This is a genomic window from Deinococcus pimensis DSM 21231 (assembly GCF_000519345.1).
Classification (GTDB): Bacteria; Deinococcota; Deinococci; order Deinococcales; family Deinococcaceae; genus Deinococcus_A; species Deinococcus_A pimensis.
This window is the reverse complement of record NZ_KI912671.1, coordinates 274232-293087: the sequence shown is the minus strand read 5'-3', so window position 1 is coordinate 293087 and position 18856 is coordinate 274232. Positions and strand designations below refer to the sequence as shown.

At 67.2% G+C, this 18856-nt stretch carries 19 protein-coding genes and 1 pseudogene; 14 read left to right on the top strand and 6 right to left on the bottom strand.

The features are described from left to right. Positions 1–84 precede the first annotated feature (84 nt). The 5 genes from DEIPI_RS0121110 (at position 85) to DEIPI_RS40490 (ending at position 4892) form a co-directional block, all read left to right on the top strand. Positions 85–639, top strand: coding sequence for a copper chaperone PCu(A)C (locus tag DEIPI_RS0121110; protein WP_084474701.1), 555 nt, complete (start codon positions 85–87; stop codon positions 637–639). A 158-nt stretch (positions 640–797) separates the two neighbouring features. After that, complete coding sequence (locus DEIPI_RS33325; RefSeq protein ID WP_045234818.1) at positions 798–1490, top strand: DJ-1/PfpI family protein; 693 nt, start codon at positions 798–800, stop codon at positions 1488–1490. 211 nt (positions 1491–1701) lie between these two features. Further along, positions 1702–2973 (top strand): MFS transporter, encoded by a 1272-nt coding sequence (locus DEIPI_RS33320; protein ID WP_052351892.1) that lies wholly within the window; start codon positions 1702–1704, stop codon positions 2971–2973. Positions 2974–2986: 13 nt separating this feature from the next. Beyond that, complete coding sequence (locus tag DEIPI_RS40495) at positions 2987–3319, top strand: winged helix-turn-helix transcriptional regulator (protein ID WP_027483082.1); 333 nt, start codon at positions 2987–2989, stop codon at positions 3317–3319. Between the two features lie 526 nt (positions 3320–3845). Beyond that, positions 3846–4892 carry an alpha/beta fold hydrolase gene (locus tag DEIPI_RS40490; RefSeq protein WP_027483081.1) on the top strand — a complete coding sequence of 349 codons (1047 nt, stop codon included), beginning with the start codon at positions 3846–3848 and terminating at the stop codon, positions 4890–4892. A 113-nt stretch (positions 4893–5005) separates the two neighbouring features. Here DEIPI_RS40490 and DEIPI_RS0121085 read toward each other — a convergent pair whose 3' ends face one another. The 4 genes from DEIPI_RS0121085 to DEIPI_RS33305 all read right to left on the bottom strand — a co-directional run bounded on the left by DEIPI_RS0121085 (position 5006) and on the right by DEIPI_RS33305 (position 9109). Next, entirely contained in the window at positions 5006–6103 is a 1098-nt protein-coding gene (locus DEIPI_RS0121085) for a hypothetical protein (RefSeq protein ID WP_027483080.1), read from the bottom strand. Positions 6104–6219: 116 nt separating this feature from the next. Continuing rightward, on the bottom strand, positions 6220–7248 hold the full coding sequence (locus tag DEIPI_RS35915; protein ID WP_052351891.1) for a class I SAM-dependent methyltransferase: 1029 nt from the start codon (positions 7246–7248) through the stop codon (positions 6220–6222). A 573-nt stretch (positions 7249–7821) separates the two neighbouring features. Beyond that, positions 7822–8445, bottom strand: a complete 624-nt coding sequence (locus DEIPI_RS0121075; RefSeq protein ID WP_027483079.1) for a pyridoxamine 5'-phosphate oxidase family protein — start codon at positions 8443–8445, stop codon at positions 7822–7824. A 187-nt stretch (positions 8446–8632) separates the two neighbouring features. Beyond that, a complete protein-coding gene (locus DEIPI_RS33305) occupies positions 8633–9109 on the bottom strand; it encodes a GNAT family N-acetyltransferase (protein ID WP_211238332.1) in 477 nt (158 codons plus the stop codon). A 98-nt stretch (positions 9110–9207) separates the two neighbouring features. On the opposite strand from DEIPI_RS33305, the gene DEIPI_RS0121065 reads away from it, so the two are divergent. The 3 genes from DEIPI_RS0121065 (at position 9208) to DEIPI_RS0121055 (ending at position 10923) form a co-directional block, all read left to right on the top strand. Continuing rightward, positions 9208–9477: a hypothetical protein gene (locus tag DEIPI_RS0121065; RefSeq protein WP_027483078.1), complete on the top strand. Its 270-nt coding sequence runs from the start codon at positions 9208–9210 to the stop codon at positions 9475–9477. Positions 9478–9717: 240 nt separating this feature from the next. After that, positions 9718–10514, top strand: a protein-coding gene (locus DEIPI_RS36945; RefSeq protein ID WP_157463863.1) for an IS5 family transposase whose coding sequence is annotated in 2 segments (ribosomal slippage) — positions 9718–10078 and positions 10078–10514 — 798 coding nt in all. Because the reading frame shifts where the segments join, the coding sequence is not laid out codon by codon here. A 94-nt stretch (positions 10515–10608) separates the two neighbouring features. Then, complete coding sequence (locus DEIPI_RS0121055) at positions 10609–10923, top strand: hypothetical protein (RefSeq protein ID WP_027483076.1); 315 nt, start codon at positions 10609–10611, stop codon at positions 10921–10923. A gap of 81 nt (positions 10924–11004) precedes the next feature. Here DEIPI_RS0121055 and DEIPI_RS0121050 read toward each other — a convergent pair whose 3' ends face one another. Beyond that, positions 11005–12753 carry a TraB/TrbI/VirB10 family type IV secretion system protein gene (locus DEIPI_RS0121050; protein ID WP_027483075.1) on the bottom strand — a complete coding sequence of 583 codons (1749 nt, stop codon included), beginning with the start codon at positions 12751–12753 and terminating at the stop codon, positions 11005–11007. Positions 12754–12851: 98 nt separating this feature from the next. Here DEIPI_RS0121050 and DEIPI_RS0121045 point away from each other — a divergent pair, with 98 nt between their 5' ends. The 4 genes and pseudogenes from DEIPI_RS0121045 (at position 12852) to DEIPI_RS36940 (ending at position 15550) form a co-directional block, all read left to right on the top strand. Continuing rightward, on the top strand, positions 12852–13208 hold the full coding sequence (locus DEIPI_RS0121045; RefSeq protein ID WP_027483074.1) for a hypothetical protein: 357 nt from the start codon (positions 12852–12854) through the stop codon (positions 13206–13208). Between the two features lie 4 nt (positions 13209–13212). Further along, positions 13213–13389: a hypothetical protein gene (locus DEIPI_RS38240; RefSeq protein WP_157463862.1), complete on the top strand. Its 177-nt coding sequence runs from the start codon at positions 13213–13215 to the stop codon at positions 13387–13389. 109 nt (positions 13390–13498) lie between these two features. Then, the gene (locus DEIPI_RS38235; protein ID WP_157463861.1) at positions 13499–14254 is read left to right on the top strand and encodes a hypothetical protein; all 756 of its coding nucleotides are present in this window, start codon (positions 13499–13501) and stop codon (positions 14252–14254) included. 415 nt (positions 14255–14669) lie between these two features. After that, positions 14670–15550 (top strand): annotated as a pseudogene (locus tag DEIPI_RS36940) (IS5 family transposase). Here DEIPI_RS36940 and DEIPI_RS33290 read toward each other — a convergent pair. After that, entirely contained in the window at positions 15540–16067 is a 528-nt protein-coding gene (locus DEIPI_RS33290) for a WapI family immunity protein (protein WP_052351889.1), read from the bottom strand. The pseudogene DEIPI_RS36940 and the gene DEIPI_RS33290 overlap by 11 nt on opposite strands. 222 nt (positions 16068–16289) lie before the next feature. On the opposite strand from DEIPI_RS33290, the gene DEIPI_RS0121015 reads away from it, so the two are divergent. Then, on the top strand, positions 16290–17513 hold the full coding sequence (locus DEIPI_RS0121015) for an ROK family protein (protein WP_027483072.1): 1224 nt from the start codon (positions 16290–16292) through the stop codon (positions 17511–17513). A 79-nt stretch (positions 17514–17592) separates the two neighbouring features. Continuing rightward, positions 17593–18855 (top strand): ABC transporter substrate-binding protein, encoded by a 1263-nt coding sequence (locus tag DEIPI_RS0121010; protein WP_027483071.1) that lies wholly within the window; start codon positions 17593–17595, stop codon positions 18853–18855. Position 18856: the final 1 nt, after the last annotated feature.

The window sequence follows — 18856 nt, the reverse complement described above, 5'->3', positions numbered from 1 at the left end:
TGGTTCCCACCTCACTTGTCCTCGTTGCTTACCCTGGACTCCCGACGTGTCCGCGTCGTCGGGAGCAAGAAAGTCGGTGCCTTGATGATTCCACCCCTGTCCGCTGGCTCTTCCCGGTTCACGTCTCTGGCATCACGACTGCTGCTGCTCGGCCTGCTGTCATGCACGCCCGCCAACGCGCACGACCATCACGCGCACAGCCCAGCGCTGTCCCGCCTACCGGCGCTCGTTCCCACCACTGCCCCAGGGTTGCCCGCCGCGCCGGTCAAGGTGCTGAACGCGTTCGTGCAGGCGACCCCTCCGGGGATGAGCGACAGCAGCGCCTACCTGACCATCGTGAACACCGGGCGTCGCCCCCTCAAGTTGCGTGGCGGCACTTGCCCCCTGGCGAGGACCGTCGTGCCGATGCGACAGGTGAACGCCGCGTCCGGTACCCCTGGCGTCACAACGACAGGCATGCAGGACGTGCCGTTCCTGCTGGTGCCCGCCGGTGGAAAGCTCGTCCTTCCCGTGGGCGGTGACCACCTCATGCTGTCCGCCCTGAAGCGCCCACCTCGAGCGGGGGAGACGGTCAAACTCACGCTGATCTTCGACGATCACGCGCCACTGACGTTGACCGTGCCGGTGAAGCGACTGTAGGTCCGGTCGACGCCGCCGCCGAGCACGCGCGAGGCGCCGGTCACGCGGGCGGTACAGCGCATGGACACCGGGTGACGTCGGAACGCGACCGGACAGATGCTGCACTTCCCGGTCGTTCGCGTGGTAGGTCCCTCAAGGTGAGGAGCGAAAGGATCCCCATGACCCACCTCACCGACCCGACCACCAAAACCATCGCGTTTCTGCTGTACGAGGGCGGCACGCCGCTCGACCTGATCGGCCCGCTGCAGGTGCTCGGCGCGCTCGGCCCAAGGTACCGCGCCGTTGTCGTGAGTGACGTCACGCGACCGGTCGCGATGGACGTCCCGATCCGCCTGCAGGCCACCGCCGTCCTCGAGGACGTCCCCAGGCCTGACGTGCTGGTCATCCCGGGAGGCACAGCCGGGACGTACCGTGCGATGCACGACGACCGCATCCTGCAGTACGTCCGTGACGCGGCCGAGCACGCCACGACCGTGATGTCGGTCTGCACCGGCTCGCTGATCCTCGGCGCGGCAGGCCTCTTGCAGGGCCGCGACGCCACCACCCACTGGGCCGCGGCGAAGCTGCTGGAGCGCTACGGCGCGCGGTACGTGCGGCGCCGCTGGATCGAGGACGACCGCTTCCTGATGACGGCGGGCGTGAGCGCCGGCATCGACGGCGCGCTTCACCTCGCCGCGAAACTCACCGAGCGTACCCACGCGCAGACCGTGCAGGCATGGCTGGAGTACGATCCTCAACCGCCGTTCGGTCCGTTCGACTGGCAGCTCGCGGACGTGGACCGTCTGCCGCCCGACTGGTTCGAACAGCAGGCCCAGCAGGCCCTGAGGGCGCAGGGACCCGCGAAAGACTGACCGAACGCCGGGCTGTGCGTCCGCGGGACCGCGCCCTGGTTGGTGTGGCTGCGCGGTGAGGCTGACGCGACCGAGCGTACGCTCGGTCGCGTCAACTCCTGCGGTCGTGCGAGCGAGGTATTGGCCGATGGGACAACCGCCAAAGGGTGGATGTGGCCGCGTCGGGTGCCGCCTACCCTTCAGACAAGTCAACGCGCAAAGGAGGCGTGCCATGCAGAGCTTTACCTCTCAGTTCCGGCGTCGGTCCGACCGTCCCTCTCCCTGGGCCGTGCTGCGTCACCGGGACTTCCGACTGCTCTGGCTCGGGCAGGCCGTGTCCGGGGTGGGGACGTTCATGCAGGTCGTCGGACAGTCCCTGCTGGTCCTCAAGCTCAGCCACAACTCCGCCGTGGCGCTCGGCGCGGTGTCCCTCGCGCAGGCCCTCGCGTTCTTCGCGTTCTCCCTTGTGGGTGGCGGGGTGGTGGACCGGCACGACAAACGCCGCGTGATGCTCGTCACGCAGACGCTGCTCCTCGTCCTCGCCGGTGTCCTCGCGGTCCTGACGGGCACGGGCGCCGCGACGCTTCCCCTGGTGGTGGGGCTCGCGTTCCTGTCCGGTGTTGTCGCGAGCTTCGACGGTCCCGCGCGGTCCGCGTTGCTGCCCCGGCTCGTCCCCCGGGACGACCTGCCGCGCGCCACGGCGCTGAACTCGCTGGTGATGACGAGCGCCGGGACGCTCGGTCCGGCCGTGGCAGGGGTGACCGCCGCGACGTTCGGTCTCACCGCGAACTTCGCCCTCAACGCCGTGGGCTTCGCGGTGGTGCTGGTGTGTCTCGCGGTGATGCGCACGCCCGCCGAGCCGCCACGCGTGGCCGCGCGGCAGCCGCTGTTCACGTCCGTCGCGGAGGGTCTGCGGGTCGTCGCGCAGCACCGGACGCTGCCGTGGGTGGTGTCCGGGTACGGGGCGCTGCTGCTGCTCGGCCCGTCCCCGTCGGTGATGCTGCCGCTGTTCGCCGCGAAGGTGCTGCATGCCGACGCGTCCGGGTTGGGGCTGCTGTTCCTCGCGGTGGGAGCCGGCACCGTCCTCGCGTCCGCCACGCAGGCCTGGCTGGGCAGCGGACGACAGGCGGGTGTGTTCCTCGTGGCGCTGCTGGTGTGGGCGTTCGCGCTGCTGGTGTTCGCGCTCAGCTCGTCGTTGACGCTCTCCGTGCTGGCGCTGCTGGTGCACGGCGCGGCGCGCAACGTGGTCGGCACGACCGCCGTGACGTTGATGCAGCTGCTCGCCCCGGACGAGACCCGCGGACGGGTCATGAGCCTCAACACCCTCCTCGCGAATGGTCTGCGGCCTCTGGGGGATTTCGGTGTGAGCGGCGCGATGGCCGCGACGTCCGTATCCACGGCGACGTTCATGTGCGGCCTCCTCGTCGCCACGTACGCGCTGGTCCTGCGCGCCCGTCTGCACGGCACTCACCTTCGACCTGACCTTGCGTCTCCCGATCAGTGAAAGGAACGATGTGATGCGCACCTTCGGTTTCCGTTCGGTCCCGCAACCTCCCCGCTCCATCCAGCACCTGCCCGTCGTGGCCGACCAGGAAGCGCTGCTCGACGTCCTGTGCGTCCTTCGCGGCGGCCCGATCGGCCTGCGTCCCCTGCGCGTCGCGCTGCCCCAGCATGACCGTGAGACGCTGCTGGACGTCCTGCTCGCCCTGGAGGACGTCAAGCTCGTCAAACGGGTGTTGCAGATGGCCCGCTCGGACCGCTGGACGTACGAGCTCACCCGGCAGGGCCGCGCCGCCTGCGTCCGATTTGCCGACGACATCTCCACGCGGCGGGTCGTCAGGCTGCGCTGAACGGAGGAAGCAGCATGTCCAAGCGAACGCCGCTCAATACGGACCATCAACCTCTGCAGGTCACCACCCGCGCGGCGCCCGCCGCAACGATCCAGACGCGGGCTGCTCACGGCCTTTCCGCAACGTCTTGCAGGCCACGCACGATCATCCTCGCCGACAAGGCACAAGACGCCACCAGCACGTCCACGCCGCGCACTCGACGCGGCCACGCGGAAGCGCTCGTGCCACGCCACGCTTCCGGCGTGACGCTCCACCCGTTCGGGTCCGTCGTCGGCCACCTCACGGCCGGAAGCGTGACCGCTCAAGCTCACCAAACGCGCTGGGTCTGCGTTCTCGCCACCTGCGTTCCCGGCACGACCCCACAGGATCGAGGACAACCGGCACGTCCACCGGGCCACGCGGTCAAGCATGGGCTCGATCCGCCCTTCTGTCCGTCGGATCGAGCCTCAAGACCTCGGCCTCAAGACCAGCGCAGCCCCAACGGGCCACCGCGATCCCTGCAGCATCCCCTTCTGAAGGAGCATTCATGACGGACCATCACCTTGACCGACCCATCCGCCTTCGTCGTCAGCCTACCCTCGCGTTCGCCCAGGTCGCGCGCGCCGCGACGCGTGTCGCGAGCGTAGCCGCCCTGGTCGGAACGACCGCCCTCGCCGGAGGTGGCGCGCCCAACGCCACCGAGAAGTTCCCCCCCACAGGTCAGCTCGTGGACGTCGGCGGGTACCGCCTGCACCTCGACTGCCGCGGCAGCGGCGACACCACCGTGGTGCTGGAAGCTGGGAACGGCGCCAACAGCCTGTACTGGGCGTTGGTGCAGCCGGAACTCGCCAAGACCACCCGGGTGTGCGCGTACGACCGCGCCGGGTACGGCTGGAGTGACGTCAGCCCCAAGCCCCGCACCACGTCCGTCTTGGTGAACGAACTGCACACCCTGCTGCGAGCGGGGAAGGTCCCCGGGCCGTACGTGCTGGTCGGTCACTCCCTGGGCGGCGTCATCGTGCGGCAGTACGCGTACCGGTACCCCCGTGACGTCAAGGCGCTCGTGCTGGTCGATTCGGCCACCGAAGGGCAGAAGGACCGCTTCCCCGCCGAGTACAACAAGATCGAGGACCCAAAGGTGATCCTGGGGTTCCTCGCGCAGCTGCGCAAGACCATCGAGTCGGGCGAAGCGGCCCGCAACCCGGACGCGGTCATGCCGCTCGACACGCGTCTTCCCGCGCCTGCCGCGGAAGCGTTCCGGACGCTGCTGCTGTCCGACTCAAAGCAGATCGTCGCGGCAGGACAGGAATACCAGGCGACCCTGAGCGAACGCTGGAAGCCGCTGCGGCGATTGGGCGACCTGAAGCTCGTCGTGGTGCGCCGCGACCCGAGCGTGAACGTCGCGGCGACGCCGCCGAACGTCTCCAAGGACGTCGCGACGCAGTTCGAGCAGGCCTGGGCCGACCTTCAGGGTGAACTGGCGGCGCTGTCCAGCCACGCGACGCTCGTCATGGCTGAACGCAGCGGCCACAACATCCAGGTGGAACGCCCCGACGTCGTCATCAAGGCCGTGCGGGACGCGCTCGGAAAGTAACCCGTCACGTGACCGGGGGCCCCGAAGTCTCAGGGCCCCCGGTCCTGTTTCAGCGCCGCGTTCCGCTCGGCTTCGGTTTAACGGACCTCGTCGAGTCTGTCCGACGGGTCATCCTACCGAACGGAAAGGGTGCCCATCATCGCGTCGAGCAGCGCCGCGTGCGCAGGATTGGTCTGCATCACCCACACGTCCGTTCCCTGGAACAGCACGTACACCGGCCGGCTCTGGTCGTCCGAGCGGACCAGCAGCCGCCACGCCTGCCCGCCCGGGGTGTCCAGCGCGCCTTCCACAGTCATCTCGCCTTGAGGGAAGGGCCGCAGGACGTCCTCATGCAGCGACACGAGCGCGCGCGCATACGCCGCGTCATCGGTCGGCCCGTCCGACCGGCGCGGCACCCGGCGCGCGTCGAACACCGTCACGGCGTCGTACGCGTTGACCTCCAGCACCTCCACGTGACCGGGCGACTCCCGCACGGTCGCGCCGCGAAGCGTCCGGAAGCGGAGCTGCCCGTCGTGCTGCTCGGTCAAGTCACGCTCACTTGCAAACGTACGAAACGGCAGGGGCGGCGTCAGCGCCTTGACGCGTCCGTCCGGCGTACCGACCAGCACCACGAGATGGGATTCGGTGATAAGACGGTCCTGCGCGGAGGAGCTCGGCACTGCGCCGGTCCGCGTGAGGCCCAGCTGAGACCACACGCCCGGCATCACCAACGTCAACGTGACCGTACCGTCCGCGCCGACCACGCCGCCCGACAAGACCGGTCCCGCGCCCTGCCCGGGCACGCCGACACGCGCCACGACGCGTGTGTGAGGCGGGAAGCCGCTCGCGCGGACCGCGACGGGCGCCCCGCCACGCAGTTCGCCAGCGGAGACGAGCGCGCGCGGTTCGGGCGTGCGGGCGGCGCGGGTGACCTGCCACGGGCCGTCCCCGGCTCGCGTGACAGTGACGTACAGCGTGGCGCCACGTCCGGTGAGCTTGTACTCGCGGGTGCTGGGCGTCCAGAGCGCCTCACGATATGCGAGGACCCGTCCGCCAGACGCCTGCATCAACCGCGCCTGATCCGCCTTCGACAGGCTCGGCGCGCGGCAAGGCGTGTCCTGCGGCGAAGTGGCGCACGTGACGGAGCGGTCCGGTTCGAGTTGCGGCAGGATCGCGAGGGCCGTCGTGAGGGTAAAGAGGCAGGACAGGGTGACACCACGGGAGAAACGCATACGGACATCCTTTCGAGGAACGGTGAACTGGACCTGACGGGCCCGGCCCTGCGCAGGTGAGGCTCGGCCGACAGGCCCTGCCGTCCATGACGCAAGGGGAGACGTGGACGGGCCGTTCAGCGCAGGCGGGTGACGTGCGTGAACCCGAACGGGTCGGCGTTCGGCAGGGTCGTCACGACGTACTCGTCTTCAGCCAGGAGGGCCTCGACGAACGGCAGGGATGGTGTGTAGGCAAAGATTCCACCGGGCTGAAGGGATCGCAGCAGCCGCCGGTACGTCCCCGCGTACCGGCGCGTCTCAGGGGTGACGTGCCGGTGATGATGCCGGAAGTGGTTCGAGAAGGCCATGTGCGACACCACGAAGCTCCACGTGCCCGACTCGAACGCGAGGTCGTGCCAGTCCCCTTCGAACAGCCTGTCGCCCGGTTGAACGAGCCGATCAACGCCGAATGCCTGGACGTCCTGCTCGTGGAGATGCCGGACAAGCCGGCCGTCCTGACCACAGCCGACGTCCAGCACCGGACCACGCAGACGGACACCGTCCAGTCCTAGCATCATCAATTGCAGCTCAGGAGCGTACTGCGCGCAGACGACCGTTGGGAGGGCGTCGTCTTTTCGCAGCTGCGGCAAGGTGCTGCGCAGACGCGCGAGGAGCCGCAAGCCACGACGCTGATGAGCGCGGGTCACGCTGAGCAGAGCGTCACGGCGAGCCTCGCCGACGTGAGCGACAAGGGCTTCACGGACGTCACGCAGACACCTGTCGTACGTTCGGATCACCGCGCGCTCCAACACCGCGTCGAACGTCATGAACTGATTGACGTCGAACAGCTGCCGCTTGAACGTCCGCGTGAGCCACATCACCAGCCCGAACGGTCCGGATGTCCGACGATCGTTAAGCAGCGCGACGACCGATCGATAGTCGAGAGCGGCCAGGTGATCCAGCAGATTCGGAGACAGCGCCTGAGCCGGAAGGTGCTGCCGTGACGGTGGGACGCTGAGTAGCCACGCGTGACGCTGCATCTGCAGGTCAAGCAGCTCCAGCAGCTCCAGCAGGACGTGCGAGGTGGGCGGGACGAGCGCATCGGGGGTCAACGTGTACTCCTGAAGCAGGTGCATGAAAAGCGAAAACAGGTGGCCCTCGCGCAAGGGCGCAGCGGAACTCGGCCACGAGCAAGAACGAGGCCCCGGACCTTCACTCGGGCCCGGGCCTCACCGCGACGCGAGGCCGAAGCCTGAAGTCGAACGCGTCACCGCATGCCTGGATTGTCCTTCAGCGCGCCGGCACTCCGCATCGGCCAATAGGACGAGCTGCGCGCCCACCGGACGATGGAGGACCAAGTTTCCCCACTCGTCACATCGGCAGCGAGGCCGATCGACCTTGAGGAGACGTGGCTGCGGACAGCCGCTGAGCGCGGCAAGGTCCGACCAGCTCAGGATCAACGCGATCGAGGAGCCCGGTTGCCGGGCGGAAACACTCCTCGGAACGTGGACTTGCGACCGAAGCGAGGCGCGCCCTGACGACGGACGGCTCACGACCGTCGCGGTAACCTCCGGAACGACCGATCGGCGCCGAAGGGCGCCCGAACGTTTGGGCTGCACACCCATTGCTGCTCGTGAACGACGACCCGTCCGTCCCGTGTTCCGTGCTGCCGCCTTCGTTCTTGCGGCGACGCTGAGTCGCGTCCTGCCCGGTCGCTTCCCGCTCGAGCGTGTCCACGGTCAGTAGAGGGTGCGGTGAAGTCGTTCTTCGTGTTCCGTGTCGTACTCCTCCGCGTTTACGAGGCCTCCCGTGTGGTCGGCCAGCATCCGCCCGAGACTCGGCAGTTGCCCACGTGGGAGGTGCCGCGAAGGGTCCCACAACTGCGAGCGAACAAGCGCGCGAGGACACTGCACGAAGGCCTCGCGGACCTGGATGATCAGCACCGTCACGGGAAGCTGCCCCTGCACGCGGCAACGTTCGAGCAGCGCGGGATCCGTGGAAATCCGCGCGGCGCCATTGACTCGCAACGTCTCGTTCACACCTGGCACGAGGAACAGAAGCCCCACCTCAGGCTGACATACGATGTTGCGCAGGCTGTCCAACCGGTTGTTGCCGCGTCGGTCAGGCAGCAGCAGGGTGCGCTCGTCGAGTACCTGGACGAAACCCGGATGATCTCCACGAGGAGAGCAGTCCGCGCCAACGTCGGAGAAGGTGCTGATGATGAGGAAGGAAGACGCGGCGATGAACGCCTGACCGTGCGCGTCAAGGTGATCGAGTTGTTTGCGCGTTGCCCGGTCGCTCGGGGCAGGGTAGAGGCGGCTGAGTTCCTCGAGGGTGGTGACGGTAAAAGCGTCGTTGCTCATCGCCATCACGATGGTCCCCGGCGGACGACCTGAGTGTCCCAGCATGACCGTCGCCGGACGCTGAGCCGCTCGGAATGCGTGCGGACGCGCCGCGACACGCGGTGGCAGTTGAGTCGCGTCCCGCCAACGGGCAGCCAGCGTGGACCGCGTCACGGGCCCGGCGCTCTGTCGTTAAAGCGCCGCACGCTCAACCCGCCGAGCCGTCTGGCCGTCCGGCCGCTTCCGCGTCGTCCGAAGTTCCCGGGTGCCGGAGGCGCTCCATGTACTTCTCGGGTCGCGTCAATGCCGTGAACCCGAACCGTTCATACAGGCCGTGCGCGTCCGTCGTCACCAGCAGGAACCGCCGCACATCCCGCAACTCCGGGTGCTCCAGCACGCAGGACAGCAGCAGCGCCCCCAATCCGCGTCCGCGATGCGTCGGCAGCACGAACACATCTGCGAGGTACGCGAAGCGAGTCCGGTCCGTCACCACCCGCGCGTACCCCACCTGCGCGCCATCGTCATACACCCCGAACGGCACCGAGTGCCGCGCCGCGCGCTCCACCAGTTCGCGGGACACGCCCACCGACCAGTACGCCGTCGTCAAAAAGCCGTGCACCACGTCGAAGTTCAGCCGTTCGAGCTCGTCACTCACGATCATCTTCCCCAGCGCCCACTGCGTCACCACTTCACCTCCTGTTCAGTCGTACGTCATTGTGCCCGAGCGTGTCCTCCATCCGAAGGTGGATGTCCGATGAGGGTCGTTCTTCGGATACTCCCTCCGTGAGTCAGGGTCCACGTTTCATCCACGACGCGGAGTACGACACCGCGGAGATGCTCAAGCACCTGCACGAGCGGTTGAGACGCACGTGGCGTCACGCGCTGGCCCTGCCCCGAGACGTTGCGGCCGAACAACTCCGCTGCCTTGAGGACATCGAACGCGCCATTGCCGACGCGCTGGTCCAACATCGTGACCGCGAACCGCAACTGCGGCGGGTGCTTGAGGAGCTGACCCGTCGCCTCGACGAGCGTGCCGCGACTCCGGACGAGTGAGGACAAGCGTGGCGTGGGGTAGGGGGGACGACACCTTAAACTTGACCTCATCATTGACTGCTGCTGATCGACGAACCGCGAACACCACTCCCATCCGAAGCGACGCCAGCCTTGTCAACCAGGACGAACACGACGGGGACGTCGCCGGGCTTACCGCGCGTTCCTGCCGTCAACATGATCCTGCAGTAGAAGCCATCCCAATAACGCGGATGGTGCGGCCTCAACCGCACCGTCGTGCTCATGCACGTCCAGCAGTATGACCCGGTGGAGTTGACCGACCAGCACTGGCATCTCGTCGCACCTCTCTTCCCGGACCCACTACGCCGCACAGACGGTAAGGGGCGGCCTCGCACTCCGAACCGCCCCATCCTTGACGCCGTTCTGTGTATCCTTCGGACCGGCGCACCCTGGAAAGACCTTCCAGACCGCTACCCACCGCGCTCAACCTGCCACCGCCGCTTTCAAGAATGGGTGCCTGCAGGCGTTCTCGACCGCGCCCTCGGGAGGTTGTACGAGTTGCTCGCTGACCAGGGTCACTTCGACCTCAGCGAGGCATACATCGACGCGACCTTCGCCAGTTCGAAAAAAGGGGCCTTGACGTCGGCAAGACCAAGCGCGGCAAAGGCACCAAGATCATGGCCGTCACGGACGCCAATTGCCTCCCCATTGCCGTGCACGTCGCCAGCGCCACCCCGCACGAGGTCACGCTCGTCCACGATGCGCTCGACGCGACCTTCGGCTTCGATCTTCCACGTCGCCTGATCTGCGATCAAGCTTATGACAGCGACATCCTCGATGCCGAGCTGGCCCAACTCGGCATCGAGATGATCGCGCTCAACCGCAAGAACCGCCGCCAATCACAGGACGGGCGACCTCTTCGCAGATACAAGCGAAGGTGGCGAGTGGAACGGCTGTTCGCCTGGCTGCACAACTTCCGCCGCTTGGTGGTGCGCTGGGAACGGCACGTCGAGAATTTCCTGGGCATGGTGCAGCTGGGCATGCTGGTCATCCTGATCCGGGCGGCTGAGCAAGAATAACGGTCACATGGTCAGAGGCGAATACAGGGTGGCGCGGCAAGCTGGTGGCGTAGGTCATTACGGCCTGGTGGCCGTTGAAGTGCGATGTGGAGCGATGTTGACAGACGTTGCCCTCGTGGCGGACGTGGACATTCGAGGGAACGGTCACGCCTTGACGGCGGAGCAAGCACAGGACTGGGTGGGAGCGGTCGTCCTGGGCTGCCGCGAAGCGCTGGACTACGCACGTTCAGAGGGCGTGGTTCAGGACTGTTTTGTCCAGGTCACGCGTGTGGAGGGCCTATACGTGGACACGCTTGAGCAGGATCTTCAGGTCACAGCGTTCATGGCGGTGTGGGATACGTTGACGAAAGGAGCTCGACCCCTGAGCTTAAAGTTCGAAGGCGGCAGATGGCTGTTCGACCCGATCTGATCAAGTAACTCGTTTCTGGGATGACTTCTAGAGCACACGACTCATAATCGTGTTCCTAAAGTGCCCGAGTGAGGGGAGAGCTCAATTCTCTCCCCTCGTAACACCTCGCATGACAAGGAGCTGGGTGCCTCGCTCAATCCGAAGAGTCCGCACGACGCTCACGTTGCGTTCGGGAAGCTCGAAGAGCCGCCCAATCTTTCCGGCGAGCACGGCACCCAGCGATGGCGTCGCGCGGTCCGTCACCACAGCGCCGTTCGTGACGGTCGTGCTTCCAGCCTGCGCGAGGCCTTGGGCGTAGGCGTTGAGGCCCGCGAGGGACGTGCGCAACATGTCCTGCAGCACGGCCGGGGAGCGGTCCTGCACGGTGCCAGCCAAGCCGAGGTTGTACGCCACGTCGTACGCGACCGCGTCGACCGGTATCACGCGTTCCTCGCGCACGAGCCGGTCGAAGCGGACGTCCATACGTCCGGTCTCGGGGTCCGCCCGGGCTGTGCCCACCCAGACACCCTCCTCGGACTGCGCGACGGCAGGCACCTCGCGGTCCAGCGGGGCCTCCAGCACCGTGACGAGGGTCGCGTCGACGGCCGTGACGGGCGCCAGCCCGACGTCCCGGAGGTCCAGGTCTGAGGTCGATGGCGTCTGCGTCGCCGCGATCGTCACGTTCGGGTCCCGCGCGGCGTCGCTCGTGGAAGGCTTCCCGGCGTGCAAGACGCCCGTCGGCGTCCGGTCTGTCCCTCCTCGACGCGCGGTATACAGCACTCCCGTCGTCGCCGCGTTCACGGCGGAAGCTGCGCGAACGGAGCCGGAGGTGGTCTCGCCGGTCCCGCTGATCGTCCCGTCGGGCGTTCCGGGCGGTTCTTCGCGGCGGTAGACGATTCCGGACGTAGGCGGCTCGTCGGGTGCGGCGCGGCCGCCCGTGTAGATCACGCCGCTTGCGGGTGGGACCTCCCGTTTGTCAGGTGATGCGCCGGGCGGCTGCCCCTGGAGGTCTGGGTTCGCTTCACCGCCGAACGCGTCGTCCTGCCTGATCGGCAGGGGGAGGGGCGCGTCCGTAGGCGGGACCGGTGCGTCGAGGGGCGTGGGGACCGTCACGACGCGTGTAGCTGGGGCACTCCCGGCTGGGGTGGGCGATGCGTTCTCGAACGGTGGTGGTCCGGGCGTCACGTCAGGCACGCTCACGGGAGGACGGACGGGCAGCGGGACCGGGGTCGGGTCGGGCGGTGGTTCGACGGGTGGCAGGACGCCGGACGTGAACGGCGTGTCCGCTCTTGACGGGGTGCTCGTCGGTGCGGGACTCGTGACGCCCGGCCCGGGCTGCCGTTTCGGGGTGTCGGTCGCGGCCGCGACGACGTCCGCCTCCGGGGAGCCCGAAGGGAGGGGGGCGGAGGGGGGGCGGGGGCCGGGATCGTCTGTCGGGGGTGTCCGGTCGGCGGTCTCGCGTGGTTCGGGTGTGGGGCGGGCGAAGTAGGACGCGGTGTACGCGCCGAAGATCAGCAGGGCGAGCGTGGTGAGGACGAGGGGGCCGCGCCTTTTGTTGAGGACGAGTCTGCCGAGCGGGCTCGGTCGCCACCAGAGGCGTTCGGCGGCGCGGCGTCTCGCCTCGCGCAGTCGGACCTTGAGGCTCGTGGGTGGGGCGGGAACCCGCGTGAGTGGCGGCGAGTGGGGGAGGGCGCCCTCGAGGAGTTCGGCGTACACGGGGTGCGTCTGGCGCAGCCGGGTGAGGAACGACGGGAAGTCGGGGGCGTCGGGCGGTGGGACGTTCTCGCCGATGGCCTGGCTGATGCGGGCGGCAATGTCGTCGGTGGAGCGCTCCGGGGTGCCTGGAGTCATGCGTGGAGTATACGAGTTGATAGGAATACTTGCATCATGTAAGATTCGCTGGACTCGCCCGGGAACGAAGAAACCGGCGAAATCGAAGGAGGAACAGCATGACGGACAACGCCCGCTCCCCACGCACCTCGCGCGCCGCGTGGACGCGCCCCGGCTTCGCCATGAGCGCCCTGCTCACCCTCAGCGCCGCGCTCGCGCAGACGTCCGGCGGGAAGAACGACCCCACTGACATCGTCAGGAACGGCATCTGCGGCACCAACGGCGGCGGTCTGCTCGGCTTCGTCACCAACCCCCTCTTCGTCGGCGTCGCCCTCGCCGCCGGCATCGCCATCTGGGGCTGGAACCAGTACTTCGGTCAGATGGACTCCACCGTCGCCCTCAAGCGCGGCTTCATCGGCATGATCGCCGTGCTGTGCTGCGCCACCATCGCCGGGTTCTTCATCAAGGGCTGCTGAACCCATGACCGAGCCGACGCTGACCCACCCGGTCCACCGCACCGACGGCCGGGCGCCCCTCATCGCGTATTTGGGGTACGCGATGACGTCGAGCGTGCGGTTCCGCGCGGTGTTCGTCACGGCGTTCCTCGTGTACCAACTGTCGGACCTCCTGCTGTGGCAACGCTGGGCACACGGCTAGCGACAGATTTCACGAGCCTGTCGCGTTCCAGTCGGGCCACTCTGGCACCGGGCCCGTACCATCACCCCATGATCCACACGTCCCGACCGGAGGTCCAGGAGGGCAGAAGGTGATCACTGCCACGCGGACCATTCACCAAGAACTTCCCAGCAGAAAAGGCATTTTCCCCATCCTGACGACACCGCCCCCGCGTGCCACGGTAGAACTATTTGCACCCAAAAACGACACCGGAACCGGGCTCGACTGGCGTCAACACTACAGCGAACATCTCAGCGCGGCCCTCACCGCGCATGTGCGCCCCGGGCAGCGTGGGCGCGTCGTCTTTGTCCACAGTCCCGGTCCATTCCAAGCCCGTACATTGCTGGAACTCCCGCTGGGACCGCTCCAAGCTGACACGACCGCCCTGGCTGACCGCCTGACCGGTCACGGAGTGCAGGTCCGGGTCCTGCCCGACCACGAGCGCCCTCCGCTCGACCGACACTTTGGCGCGTCAGGGCCGGCCATCGCACTGCGTGTCGACTCCGCGCCCGAGGCGACGGATCCCGGCATCACCACCGTCCTCCTGGGTCACCTGCACGCCCTCGCCTACGTCTACGTCGTCGAGTTCGAACGACACGACACCCACGACGTCCCCGGACTCGGCCCGCAGTGCACCTACGACCTCCAGCTCGTCATGCCTCCCGGAGCTCGTGATCAGTTGCACCACGCCAGCGCCGCGCTGTTCGAGATGAACGGTACGCTGGCCTCTCCCCGGCGCGCGCGAACCCTGCCGTGGATCGAATGCGCACCGCCCGTGCCGAACCGTCTCCTACACCGGGGTCACACTCGCACGATCGCCGACCTGGTCCCCTTCGACCTGCCCTGACGCAGTGAAGAAGTGTGGTCCTGGGCACCCAGATCGAGAGGGCACAGCTGTTCGTGTTCGACCGGACGAAGGCGAGCATCTCTTCGTGGTCACACGGCGTGTCCCCGTTCGCCTTGGGGTCGTTAGGAGGCGCGCGGTTCAGTGTGAGGAGGACGGGCGGCTCGAGGCGAGATGGGTGAGGCGCTGCCGCTCGCGCCCCCACGACGGCATCCTCGTCGCTGATGCGACGGTTCTCGGCGAGATTCCACTCGACTTCCGCCCGCGCAGCCGTGTCGGTCAGGAACGACTTCTCCCGCGTCCGCCCTGAATGTCGACGCGACCGGAGCGGACGTTGAGGGGGGGCCCGTCGAGGGCAAAAGCGCGTGTGTGAAAGGCGTAGTCATGTGCCGCACGACGTTTCCACCTACCGTGAGGCCTGACCAGACAAGGCTACGATACTGACCTGACCGACGCGGAATGGGCCTTCCTCGAACCGTTGCTTCCACCCCCCTGTGGCAAGGGCAGACCCCGTCGCTGGCCGCGCCGCGTCATCGTGAACGCCATCCTGTACCTGCTCCGTACTGGCTGCGCCGTCTTGGGCAGAACAGGCCACAAAGCGGTTGGTGGCCTTGCCCGCTGGCGGATGGTGCCCCTTGACTTCCCGCCCTGGTCCACCGTTCACAGCCACTATCGTCGCTGGCGACTCATTGGCGTGTGGCCATGCGTGCATGACCAGCTGCGCGAGATGCTCCGCGAACGGATGGGACGCGACCCTCAACCCAGCGCGGGCCTCCTCGACGGTCAGAGCATCAAACAAGTGAGACGGGTGGACTACGGGGGTTCGACGGTGCGAAGAAGGTCAACGGCCGGAAGCGGCACGTCTTGGTAAACACTATCGGTCTCGTGCTGAACGTCGTCGTTCATCCGGCGGATGTGCAGGATCGAGAGGGTGGGAAGCTCGTCCTCGACGGCATCAAGAACAAGTATTTGAAGCTGGAGAAAGTCTGGGCGGATCAAGGGTACACGGGAGGCTTCCGGCGTTGGGTGCACGTGCACGCGACCGTCGGTGTGGTGTTGGAGATCGTGTACCCGTGGAGGCGGCAGATCAAACGGAACCATCCGGAACTGTTGGAGACACTGGGCCTTGACGCGACATTCAACGTGATGTCGAGGCGTTGGGTGTTGGAACGAACGTTCAGCTGGTTGGTTAAGAACCGCCGTCTGGTGCGGGATTACGAGGCGTTGCCCGAAACGACGGAGATGCTGGTGTACCTTGCCATGATCCGATTGATGCTCGCGCGCCTGGTCAAGTCGTAGGCGGAATGTGCGGCAGCCCGACCCGGACCGGGTAGCGCTCCAGCTGCTCTCGGAGCCGGTCAATCGTGCGGCGGAGCGTTCGCCCGTCGAGGGGAAATTCGATCCAGACATCGTCCGGGTTGCTGTCCGGCCCAACATGGTTGAGCAGGGCGAAAAACGGTGGTCGTGATTCGAGTCCAAGGTACACCCGAAGAGTGGCAGGCGCTCCTGTCGGGTGATGGTCGAGCACTTCAAAACAGAGATTCGGCTCGGTGAACGCGATCATGGTGGTGAGGCGCGAGCGCCTCCACGCGGCGAAAGTGTCGAGGTGCTGAGCGACGTCTTCGAGCCAGTCTGTCCACGCCTGTACTTCGAAGGTCGTGAGCGACGGGTCGTCGTGGGTCCAGGTGTGCTCGGCGTACTGGAGACGAACTCGGATGTTGAGCCAGTCTGCCTCCCAGGCGTCGTTGTCGATCTGGGGGAACTGGTAGTTCGTGATGTCGAGAGAGAAGGAGACCCGGCCATCTTGCAGTTGCATCACGTCAACGGTACTTCGCCACCGCCGTTCACACACGCGCTTTGGAGGACTGGGCAGCCCACGCGAAGGACCACCTCGACGCCGTCCCCTTCGTGCGGCGTCCTGGGCAGTCAGACGCTCGGGCGACCGTCCGGATGGGAGGCGAGGTGTGGCTTGACCACGATCATTCCGGGTGTTACGCTCAGGTTGTCTCACAAACTAAGCAAACCAACGGAGTGGATCATGGCCCCCCCCAAAGGCGACCCCAGCGCCCTACGCGCCCACAACCGCAGCGTCATCCTCAACCACCTCCGGCGCCTCGGCCCCACCAGCCGCACCCAGCTCGTCGAGCTCACCGGCCTCAGCAGCGCCAGCATCACCGGCATCACCGCCGAACTCATCGAGGACCGCCTCCTCACCGAGACCAGCACCGGCGAAGCCGGCGCCAGCGGCGGACGCCGCCCCATCTTCCTCGACGTCGACTACGCCGCGCACTACGCCGTCGGCTTCAAACTCCGCGAGGACCGCCTCGAAGGCGTCCTCACCGACCTCTCCACCCGCGTCCTCGCCCACCACGCCGAGAAGCTCGACACCCACGACGCCCACCACGTCGCCACGCAGATCGCCCGCGTCTGCGGCACGCTCTACCAGCTCGCAGGTGTCGACCCCACACGTGTCACCGGCGTCGGCATCGGCCTCGTCGGCGTCATCGACGCCCTGAGGGGCAACGTCGCGAGCGCGCCCCTGCTTGGCTGGCGCGACGTGCCCCTCGCGCCGCTCGTCCGCGAACGCACCGGCCTGCCCACCCACATCGACAACGACGTCAACAGCCTCGCCGCGTACGAGCGCCTCTTCGGGCACGGCAAGCACGCCCGGCACTTCCTCACCGTCGCCCTCGGACGCGGCCTCGGCAGCGCCCTCGTCCTCAACGGCGAACTTCACCGCGGCCGTCAGGGCGGCGCCGGCGAGTTCGGCCACAACGTCATCACCCCCGGCGGTCGTACCTGCTCCTGCGGACGACGCGGCTGCCTCGAAGCCTACGTCGCCGAACCCGCCCTGCTCGCCCAGTTCCACCAGCACCACCCCGACCTGACCGAACGGGTCCCCACCATCGATGCGCTCGTCACCCTCGCCGCCGAAGGCCACGCGGACGCCACGCACGCGCTGGGCGACGCGGGACGTCTGCTCGGCACGCACCTGTCCTACCTCGTCAACACCACCAACCCCGAACTGATCATCATCGCCGGTGAAGCCACCCGGCTCGGCCCGCACTTCTTCGACCCCCTCCGCGAGACCGTCCGCACCCTCGCCTTCGACGGTCTCGGCGACCAACTGCCCATCGTCATCGACGCCTGGGCCGACGACGACTTCACCCCCTGGGCCCGCGGCGCCGCCAGCCTCGCGGTGCAGTGCGCCTTCGACTTCGGAACCCTCGCGAAAGGAACCCACCTGACCCAACCCGCCTGAAGAACCCGCACCACCGCCCGACGGACCTGCCACGCAGCGCCCGCAGCCCCCTGTCGTCCCTCAACCCAAGGAGACCCGCATGACCACCCGACGCACCACCCTCACCCTGACCGCGCTGCTGCTCACCGCCACCGCCACCCTCGCCGGCGCGCAGGGCAAGAAGACCCTCGTCTTCCTCTCCGGACAGAACGAGGACGTCGGCTACACCCGCATCATCAGCGAACTCACCCGCGAGTACGCCAAGACGCACCCGACCTTCACGTACCAGTACCAGAACAACACCACCGACATGACCCAGAAGCTCCAGCTGCTCGCCGCCAGCAAGAGCCTCCCCACCCTCTACTCCATCGGCGAACCCGCCTTCCTGCAACAACTCGCCGCGCAGGGCCAGGCGATGGACCTCGAAGCGACCTTCAAGAAGGCCGGCATCATCAACCAGCTCAACCCCGTCGCGGTGGAGATCAACAAGAAACTCCAGGGTGGCAAGCTGCTCGGCCTTCCGCTGGAGCTCAACATCGAAGGCATCTGGTACAACAAGAAACTCTTCGCCGAGAGCGGCGTCAAGGAACCCAGGACCTGGGACGAACTGCTCGCCGCCGCCGAAGTCTTCAAGAAAAAAGGCATCCAGCCCTTCGCCGCTTCCGGCCAGCAGAAGTGGCCGCTGACGCGGCTCATCGGCGGGTACGCCGCGCGCAAGCTCGGCGCGGACGCCATGGACCGCGTGCGAGCCGGCACCCTCAAACTCACCGACCCCGCCTTCGTCGAAGCGGCCCGCGTCGTGCAGGACATGGGCAAGAAAGGCTACTTCGGGCAGGGCGTCAACACCATCGACTACGACACCGCCGTCGACACCTTCCTCCAGGGCAAGGCCGCCATGTTCTACATGGGTTCGTGGGAGCTGCGCACCTTCAACGACCCCAAGCGCAACCAGATCGGCGCGAACAACATCGGTTTCATGAACATCCCCGCCGTCAAGGGGGGCAAGGGCACCACGAACGACTGGAGCATCAACACCGGCCTGACCGTCGCCGTGAACCAGTCGCAGAACGACGCCGCCCTCCAGGACTGGATGAAGTACGTCTTCAGCAACTACGCCAACCGCGCGATGAGCGAGCTCGGCATGCTCACCGGCTTCAAGGTCTCCAAGATGCCCGCCAGCGTCCCCGCGCTGACCACCATGACCCAGCAGAAGCTCAACACCGCCAAGAAGGGCTACCTGTGGTTCGAAGGGTACTTCTCCGCCAAGGCCACCGCCATCTCGCAGGACAACGTGCAACCCCTCGTGACGGGTGACCTCAGCCCCGAGGAGTACATGCAGCAGCTCCAGGCCGCGCTCAAGTAAA